This window comes from Snodgrassella sp. M0351 (genome assembly GCF_016100575.1).
GTDB lineage: Bacteria > Pseudomonadota > Gammaproteobacteria > Burkholderiales > Neisseriaceae > Snodgrassella > Snodgrassella alvi.
Window position 1 is genome coordinate 1 of the sequence record NZ_JACFSG010000014.1, and the last position, 748, is coordinate 748.

The 748-nt window shown below is 34.1% G+C and carries 1 tRNA gene; it reads right to left on the reverse strand.

Annotated features, from left to right (window positions below):
• A tRNA-Leu gene (locus H3V01_RS10900) sits at positions 1 to 83 on the reverse strand.
• Positions 84 to 748 lie beyond the last annotated feature (665 nt).

Genomic DNA, 748 nt, shown 5'->3' on the forward strand with positions numbered 1-748 from the left:
GCCCAGGAGAAGACTCGAACTTCCACACCATTGCTGGCACATGGACCTGAACCATGCGCGTCTACCAATTCCGCCACCTGGGCTTATTCACCAACATCGTTGTGCTTGTGAAGTTGTGCATTATATATTTTTGGCCAGGATTGTCAACAGTATTACTAGTACATCAGACTATAACTATTGATTATCAAAGAAAAGTATTTTCCAGCAAAGAAAATTGGACTTAATAGCGTAATTACTTCTTTTCTAAATTGCTTTTATTCAAGTTTATTTCTTAGCAAATTTAGCTTATTTAGGTTTCTTAATTAAGTATGAGATTTAAAGGTATTTATTTTTTACACTCTAATAACTAAAATCGATTATGAATACGTTTATTCAAATCAGCATGTTCGAGGAACCCTTCTCTTCTCTTAAGTTGGAATTAATGTAATTATTTATATTTGTATACTTCGTTATAGCTTTAGCCCTCGCTATATAGTCCGTCATAATAATTTTCATTAATTTAAAACAATTGTGCCGATGTGAAAGTATATCTTTAAGATACAGATATTCAAAATTTATATGGTTTATAAGCTTTTGTGAAAGTCTACAGTGAAAATTATTCTGAACTGCTTTTGGAAAGAAATTTTGAAGATTGAAGTCTATTACTAGATAAAGAAAATAACTTGGTGCCCAGGAGAAGACTCGAACTTCCACACCATTGCTGGCACATGGACCTGAACCATGCGCGTCTACCAATTCCGCCACCTGG